Annotated in this window: 10 protein-coding genes; 1 reads left to right on the top strand and 9 read right to left on the bottom strand. The window is 72.0% G+C overall.

The window, feature by feature from the left end; genetic code table 11:
* Nucleotides 1-130 precede the first annotated feature (130 nt).
* The 7 genes from FHS88_RS20070 to FHS88_RS20045 form a co-directional block, all read right to left on the bottom strand.
* Nucleotides 131-484 (bottom strand): DUF6950 family protein, encoded by a 354-nt coding sequence (locus FHS88_RS20070; RefSeq protein ID WP_184487273.1) that lies wholly within the window; start codon nt 482-484, stop codon nt 131-133.
* On the bottom strand, nt 481-1056 hold the full coding sequence (locus tag FHS88_RS20065; protein WP_184487272.1) for a hypothetical protein: 576 nt from the start codon (nt 1054-1056) through the stop codon (nt 481-483). Before FHS88_RS20065 ends, FHS88_RS20070 begins: the two co-directional genes overlap by 4 nt.
* Nucleotides 1056-1742: a hypothetical protein gene (locus FHS88_RS20060; protein WP_184487271.1), complete on the bottom strand. Its 687-nt coding sequence runs from the start codon at nt 1740-1742 to the stop codon at nt 1056-1058. Before FHS88_RS20060 ends, FHS88_RS20065 begins: the two co-directional genes overlap by 1 nt.
* Complete coding sequence (locus FHS88_RS20995; protein ID WP_246420442.1) at nt 1739-2194, bottom strand: hypothetical protein; 456 nt, start codon at nt 2192-2194, stop codon at nt 1739-1741. The genes FHS88_RS20060 and FHS88_RS20995 overlap by 4 nt, the downstream gene beginning before the upstream one ends.
* A gap of 39 nt (nt 2195-2233) precedes the next feature.
* A complete protein-coding gene (locus tag FHS88_RS20055) occupies nt 2234-3907 on the bottom strand; it encodes a tape measure protein (RefSeq protein ID WP_246420439.1) in 1674 nt (557 codons plus the stop codon).
* 1 nt (nt 3908) lies between these two features.
* Nucleotides 3909-4058 (bottom strand): hypothetical protein, encoded by a 150-nt coding sequence (locus tag FHS88_RS20050; RefSeq protein WP_184487270.1) that lies wholly within the window; start codon nt 4056-4058, stop codon nt 3909-3911.
* A 164-nt stretch (nt 4059-4222) separates the two neighbouring features.
* A complete protein-coding gene (locus FHS88_RS20045) occupies nt 4223-4600 on the bottom strand; it encodes a hypothetical protein (protein WP_184487269.1) in 378 nt (125 codons plus the stop codon).
* Nucleotides 4601-4901: 301 nt separating this feature from the next.
* On the opposite strand from FHS88_RS20045, the gene FHS88_RS20040 reads away from it, so the two are divergent.
* Nucleotides 4902-5918: a PDDEXK family nuclease gene (locus FHS88_RS20040; protein WP_211842707.1), complete on the top strand. Its 1017-nt coding sequence runs from the start codon at nt 4902-4904 to the stop codon at nt 5916-5918.
* Nucleotides 5919-6060: 142 nt separating this feature from the next.
* Here the strand turns inward: FHS88_RS20040 and FHS88_RS20035 are convergent, their stop codons facing one another.
* Both FHS88_RS20035 and FHS88_RS20030 read right to left on the bottom strand, forming a co-directional pair.
* Nucleotides 6061-7017 carry a phage tail tube protein gene (locus FHS88_RS20035; RefSeq protein WP_184487268.1) on the bottom strand — a complete coding sequence of 319 codons (957 nt, stop codon included), beginning with the start codon at nt 7015-7017 and terminating at the stop codon, nt 6061-6063.
* A 21-nt stretch (nt 7018-7038) separates the two neighbouring features.
* A partial coding sequence (locus tag FHS88_RS20030) for a hypothetical protein (RefSeq protein ID WP_184487267.1) occupies nt 7039-7331 on the bottom strand: 293 nt, incomplete at its 5' end.

The following is a 7331-nucleotide window of genomic DNA, read 5'->3' as shown; positions in this document are numbered from 1 at the left end:
ACCGAGGCGCCGATGGTCGAGACCACGAAGGCGGCGCCGGCGCCGACGATCGCGCCGATGATGCCGCCGCCGACCGCGGCGGAGGCGACGCCGCCCGCGACGACGGCGATCAGCGGAACGGCGGCGGGCATCAGCCGATCCTCCAGGCGATGGTGCAGAGGGTGATCGGCGCCCGCAGCAGGCCGCGCGGGCCAACGAAGGCGATGCGACCGGCGTCGAGCACCACGCCGAGGCGGTCGGGATCAGGGGCGAGGACGATGTCGCCTGTGCGGGCCCGCAGTGGCGCGCCGCGCGGGAAGCCCGCGCTGTCGGCCGTGGCCTCGAGGTCGCGCCGGATACGGATCCGAGGCCGCTCCCCCGTCACCGCCTCCACCGCGGCCAGCGCGAAGCGCCCGCAGTTCCAGCGATGCGCGTCGAAGGCGCGCGTCTCCACCGCCGACAGCAGGGCTGCCAGCCGCACCGCCCAGTCCGGCCGTCGCGTCACTGCGCGGGCAGCCGGATCTCCGCCTCCTGCAGGGCGGGGACGTATTCGAAGAGGCGGTCGCCCGGGTACTCGGCCTGCTGGTCGGCGTCGGTGTAGCGCCGCACCTCGGCGCGCTCGAGGTCGACGAGGCGGCTCTCGCAGGTGAGCGCGACGCGCGGCTCGGCGCCGTCGGTCACCTCCATGGTGTCCATCAGCCCGGCCCAGAGCGGGAACGGGTCGGCCACGAAGGCGCCCTCGGCATCCAGCAGCGCGCCCCAGAGCCGAGCCGGCCGCAGCCGGAAGCTCCGCTCGGCGAGCGCAATGTCCACCACCTCCTGCGGCACCGGCGAGAGGGCCAGGGTCAGCCGCACGGCGCGCAGCTCGACCGTCTCCTCGACCTCGCCGACCGCGCCGATCGACCCGACGCCCTCGAACACCTTCCCCGCCCAGTTCAGCTGGCCGAGCCCGGTCCAGGCGCGGAAGGGGCCGGAGGCAAAGTCGAGCTCGACCAGCACCACGGGGGCGGCGACCGGCGAGGTGGCGGAGGAAGCCGCATGCGGCGACAGCCGCGGCGTGCCGTGGGTGTCGGACACTACAGGGCCTCCTCCAGGCGGATGGTAATCGAGGTGAAGCGCCCCGGCCGGGTGGGGTTGGCGGCCTCGTCGTCGGAAACCAGGCGCATGGCGACGGTGGGCTTGGTGAGGACCAGAGGCTGATTGATCAGCAGCGCCTCGCGCAGCGGCGGAGCAATCGGGATGGTGGCGGTACCTGCGCCGGCTGCGGTCACTGTCTCGGTGGCGATGTAGAGCCGCCCCGCCAGCCCGATCAGGTCGCCGGCGCCGACCGCGACGCCGTTCGGCCACCAGCCCTGGGTCTGGATCGCCAGCGCCCCGCGCGGCGCGCCGGCCGCGAGCGCCGGATTGCCCGAGCCGACGACGAAGCCGGTGCCGTCGGTGAAGATGGTCGCGTCGGAGTAGGAGAAGGGCCCGCTCGGCACGTCGCCCTGCACCCGCGGATCGCCGGTGCGGAACTCACGCCGCCAGTCCCAGACGCGGACGGTGTTCACCGAGCCGGCCAGCGCGGCGATCAGGCCTTCGAGCAGGCCGGCGCGGATGCGGTCCAGCGGATCGAAGGTGGCCTGCGCCACCCAGCGCGCGCCCTCGCGCCGCAGCACCTGGGTGGCACGGGTGACCGGCGACACGAAGCGCGTGGTGTTGTGCTGCAGGTAGAAGGTCAGCCGCGAGGGTCGCAGCGCATCGGGCCAGGCGTATTCGGTCATCCCCGCACCGTCTCGTAGGCGCTGCCGCCGCGGCGGATGGCATCGAGCGTCATCGCCGAGGCCTGCCGCGCGATCTGGCCAGCGAGCAGCCGCAGCCGCGCCTCGACGCCGGCGTCCGCCCCGCGCGCATCGATGTTGATGGTCTGCTGGATGACCGGGCCGCCCGGCGCCATGCCATTCGGCAGCACCGTCCCGCCGCGGTCCGGCACGAACCACTCCGGCCCGCGCTCGCCGACGATGTAGGGCTGGCCGGCCGCGACCGGTCCGCCCTCGGCGCGGAACAGGCCGCCGAGCCAGGAGCCGATGCCGTCGAACCAGCTGCCGGCGCCGAGGCTCGTGAGACCGGCCGAGACGGCATTGCCCAGCGGCTCGGTGATGGTGCGCCGGGCGATGATGCGGGTGATGTCCTGCAGCAGGCCCTGCATGACCTTCGACAGCCTGTCGCCGCGCACGATCGCGTCCTCGAAGGCGGAGGAGAACGCGAAGCCGAGCTACCGCGCCGCCTCGCGCGTGCCCTCGGTGCTCCGCTGCAGCCGGCGCTCGGCCTCCTCCAGATCCTCCAGCGCGCGCTGCGCCTCCCGGCCGATCGTCTCGTCCGGGATCGGCCGGCCGGCGCGCTCGGCGCGCTGCACCAGGCCGGACAGCCGCTCCAGCCGGCGCTGGTAGCGCTCATAGGCGGTCTCGTTGTCCTGGATCAGCCGCTCGCGCTCGCGCAGCAGGTCGTTCAGCTGCCGCTCGGCGTCGCGCGCCTCGCGCGCGCCCTCGGTGCTGGCGCGGCGCACTGCGGCGATGCGCGGCTCCAGTCGGCGCAGCGCCTCGTCGCGCTCCTGCAGCGCCAAGGTCTCGAGGCGGGTGCGCTCGGCGGCGGTGACGCCACCCGCGGCCTCCGCCTCGCGCAGGCGGCGGACGCGCTCCTCGTATTCGCGGTTGATCCGGAAGCAGTCGTCGAGGTCGCGGGTGAGCTCCTGGACGTCCTGCGTGGCGCGGCGGCGGCGGGCGTCGGCGGCGGCTTGGCCGGCGCGCTCCTGCTCCTCCAGGCGGCGGTTCAGCGACTCCCGCTCGGCGGTGTCGATCTCGGCCAGCGTGGCGAAGTAGTCGCGGCGCAGCTCCTCCAGCCGCGCGCGGCTGTCGACGCCGGCCTGCTGCTCGGCGGTGCCGACCAGGCCGGGGCGGATGCTGCCGCGGCGGACCGGGGCGCGCAGGCTGTCGCGGCCGTCGCCCTCGCTCTCCAGCCGGCCGATCTGGGCCGAGAGCGCCTCGGCCTGCCGGCGCAGGCCGGCGAGGCGCTCCTCCTCGCTGCGCAGGCCGGCGCCCTGGCGGACGCTGTCCACGGCGCGCGCGGCGGCCGAGAGCGCCCGGGCCAGCGCGTTGGACAGGCCGATGGCGCGGTCGAGCTGGCCCAGAAAATTCTCGGTCGCCGCCGTCAGCTGGCCGAAGGCGCGGCCGAGCGAGAGCGGCGCACGGTCGAGTTCCGCGCCGAGCCGTTCGGTGGCGCGCAGCAGGGCCGGGAAGACCCGCTCGGCGGTGAGCTTGCCCTCGGAGCCGAGCTTGCGGAGCTCGCCGATCGAGACGCCGAGCTCGCGTGCCAGCCCCTCGGCCAGCAGCGGCATGGCCTCGAGGATGGAGCGCAGCTCGTCGCCCTGCAGAACGCCGGAGGCCAGCGCCTGGGCGAGCTGCAGCGTGGCGGAGGAGATCTCCCCCGTCGAGGCGCCGGAGACGATGGCGACGCGCTGCAGGCCGCCGACGAGGCGCACCACCTGGTCGGAGGTGGCGCCTACCTCGCGCGCGGCGATCGAGAAGCGCTGGAAGGCGTCGACGCTCTCGGACACCGCCACGCCGGTCTGAAGCGCGTTGCGGTACAGCGCCTCGTAGACCTGCCCGGCGCGCTCGACCGAGCCGGTGGCGTTCTGCAGGCGCGAGAGGCCCTGGGTGAGCGCGTCGCCGGCCTGGACCAGGGCCCGCGCTGCCACCGCGACGCCGGCGATCTGGATGCCGCGGGTGGCGAGGTCCAGCAGTTCCAGCGAGCGCGAGGCGCGCTCGGCGCCGCCCTTGATCTGGTCGAGGGAGCGCTGGCCGGTCTCGCCGACCTCGCGCAGCCCGGCCTTGACCCGGGCGGCGTCGTCCAGCGAGAGACGGACCGAGACGCGGCGGGTGGCGTCGGCCATGTCAGGTCGTCTCCCCCTCGCGGCGGGCGGCGCTGCCCTCGGCCATGCCGATGCGGATGGCGAGCAGAAGTTCGGCGGCGGCCCAGCCCGCGGCACCGAGGTCGCGGGCCGCGGCAAGCGCGCCGGCGGTGTCGAGAGTCAGGCCGGCCATGGTGACCTCCGCGCATGCGGTGCCGGCGGCCCAGCAGGCGTGGCCCTGGACGCTCGTGGGGGCGTGCGCGGCGTAGGGGCAGGCGTCGGCGCAGTCGCGGCCGAGGGCGGCGCAGCCGCGGCAGTATTCGGGCCCGCGGCCGAAGTGCCAGGCGGCGCGGGCCCTCAGCCGTTTCCCTCGGCGGCCACCACGGCGACCGGCGCGGTTGCGCGGTCCCAGAAGGCGGCGGCGATGTCGTCGAGGTCCATCAGGCGCTCGACCGCCTCGGACGAGAGCGGCAGCGGCTTGCCGCCGCTGTCGCCGACGCCCTCCCAGGCCGTGACGGCGTGCCGGGCGAGCGCCTTGACCAGGAAGGCGAAGGACAGGCCGCGCGACATGTCGGGATCGAGATCCGGGTCGGCGACGCGGATCGCGGCGAGGCGGCGCGCGGCGGCGGCCTGCGCGGCTGCCATGACGGCGGTGGTCACCGGTCGGATTTCCACGCGGACGCCGCGCGGCAGGTCGAGCCAGTACGGCTCGGCCGGAAGGTCGAGGGTGAGCATGCGATTCTCCATGCCTGAGGGCGCCAAGAATTTGGACAGCCCCGACGGGCGAGTTGACTGTGAGTCCGGGGTTTAGAGAGGCGGGCCAGCAGCGGTGGTAGACCGAGGCGCTACTACACCGGACAAACAAGCTTACGATCGACGCTGGCAATCTCTCGCCCGCCCGCATCAACACCTGCCAACCCAGAGGCGGGTGCCCGGTCGTTGCAGCGCGGAGTCTAACGCCATACTAGGCGGCATCACGCCGGATGCGCTGGTGCTTCAGATCCCAAAGGCTAAGTCCATGCCCACGATACAATCTATGGAACTGCCGATTCCGAAGAACTGGCAGGACTTCGAGACCATGGTCTGCGATGCCCAGGCCCAGCGCTGGAAGAGCACCACGCTGCAGAAGAACGGGCGACCTGGTCAGATGCAGAACGGCGTCGACATCTACGGTCCCGACGACATCGGACGCCCCGTTGGCATCCAGTGCAAACGCTACAAGCCGCCTCTGGAACTGAAGCACGTCACCGACGAGATCGGGAAGGCTGAGACGTTCAAGGGGCAGCTGACGACGCTGTTCATCGCAACCACAGCGGACTACGACGCCAAGCTGCAGCAGCAGGTGCGGCTTCTCTCGGACAAGCGCGTCGCTCAAGGCAAGTTCGCGGTAGCGCTGCTTTTTTGGGACGACATCGTCGGCGGGTTGCTGCTCAACCCAGCCATCTTCCGTGCCCACTATCCGCAAGTCGTGCTCGCCGACGTCAATGCCGTCAATAAGGAACGGCTGCTCGCTGCTCTGGAGCTCGGCTACTATGGCGCAGATCTTTGGGCGTATATCCTTCTAATCTACGGCGAGTTCGGGTTGATGGCGCAAGCGGATCCCGACGAGCTTATTGCCAACCTGCGTATTCTCGAATGCCGCGCCCAGCAGCTGCTGTCGCCATCTGATGCTGCCCCCATCCTCGATGCGCTCGCGCAGGTGCGCACAGGCTGCTTGAGCCAGAAAGCGGCGAAGAGCGACTGGGATCCAGTGGAGGCTCAAGCCAAGCGAGTATCGTCGCGGCTCCAGAAGGCGTCGTCTTTGCTACCGTTGGCCGAGTCGAATGTGCTGGATCTGGGCCTGCAGCTAGGCCGCATCTATCATCACACCGACGATCTGCCGGCTGCTGATGTCAGGGCAGACGTCAAGACCAAGGTGCGGGGCATCCTCCCCGCCGCGAGCGGCCCTGCCATCGCAAAGAAGTTCGTGTCCGCCGAGCGCCTTACCTCGGGCTATCGGTGGGCCATGCAGATCTACTCGCTCATGAACCACGAGTTGCGCTTCAGGCTATAACGAATGCACTGCTCGGGAAGCGTAGGCGAAATGGGGGGCCGCGATCTGCCCTGCCAGCTGAGCAAGCAGGTCAGCCTGCCGCCCGATACGTCTGCTGCTGCGGCACACAACCCAAAGCGATCCTGAAGCAGCGCAACGGGCCTCACGCATACTCCGTCCCCGCCTGCTGGTTCTTCAGCACCGCAGTCATCATGCGCGTGGCCGTCGCGTTGAAGGCGGCGCGGAACTCGAAGCTCGCCTCGACGCCAGCCGGCCCCTCGATCGGCGTCTTGGCGAGCGCCAGGTAGACCTCGTGCAGCGTGAAGGTGAGGCTGCGGTTGGCGTCGATGGTGAACGCGAAGGCGAACTCAGCCGCGGTGCCGTTCTGCGCCTGCGTCAGCAGCGTGGTGTCGGCGAAGCGTGCGGTGATCTGGCCGGTCGCGCGCGCGATGCCGGGATCCGCGCCCTCGATCTTGCGATCGGCACGGATGGTGCGCACCGCCTCGACGCTGTTCGAGAAGGCGAGCCGCGCGCCGGTGACCTGCGCCAGCGCCGCGCCGCCACGGGTGATCGAGCCCTGCGCCTTGTGGAAGGCGGTGTAGGCCGCCGAGACCGGCGTGCCGCCCGAGGAGGAGCCCGAGCGCGTCGAGCCCTGGGCGATCAGCTTGATTGTCGCCGTCGCCGGTCCGGTCGGGCCGAAGTCGATCTCCAGCGCGTCGGCTCGGACGCCCGCGCAGACGTCGTAGCTCGGCACGTCGGGGTAGCCGATCTCGATCGCCTGCGAAGGCAGCGTCGCGGCACCCGAGCCGAAGGTGTGGGTGAAGTTCGGGTTGGTGCCGGTGGTGGTCGGCGCGCCGAGCAGCAGCCGCAGCCAGTGGCCGATGTTGATCAGGTCGACCGGCACCACGACGTCCCCCTCGACCGTGACGGTGTCGAAGAACGGCGCGGCCGGATCGCGATTGCCGCCGAGGCCGATGACATCGGCGTCCAGCAGCGGCTGCTCGGCGCCGAGGTTGCAGGAGAGGAAGGGCACGCGCCGCCAGTTGCCGCCGGGCGCGGTGCCGTAGGTCAACTCGGGGATCATGAGCAGGCGCGAGTTGGCGCCGATGGCACGGGGCATGGGGCGTCTCCAGGATCGGGATCAGGCCAGCGGCGAGCCGGCGACGGTGAAGGACAGCGTGACGGGAACGGAGGCGGCGCGCGCCGCGGCAGCGCCTTCGGCCTCGGCATCGTCGAAGGAGGGCGCGCCGGGCTGCACCCACTCGACTGCGCCGCCGAGGGTGCGATCGCCGGCGATCGCCGCGGCGATGTCGACCAGCAGCGCGTCGAGCAGCGCGCTCGTGGTCGCGACGACCTCGACCTCGGCGCGGTGCTCGACCGCCCAGGCGAGCGGCGAGAGGATCGCGGTCTCCTCCACCGTCTCGCCGTCACGCA

The sequence above is a fragment of the Neoroseomonas alkaliterrae genome, from assembly GCF_014199195.1.
GTDB classification, from domain to species: Bacteria; Pseudomonadota; Alphaproteobacteria; order Acetobacterales; family Acetobacteraceae; genus Neoroseomonas; species Neoroseomonas alkaliterrae.
Note: the sequence above shows the minus strand (reverse complement) of the source record. Positions and strands in the feature narration are given on the sequence as shown.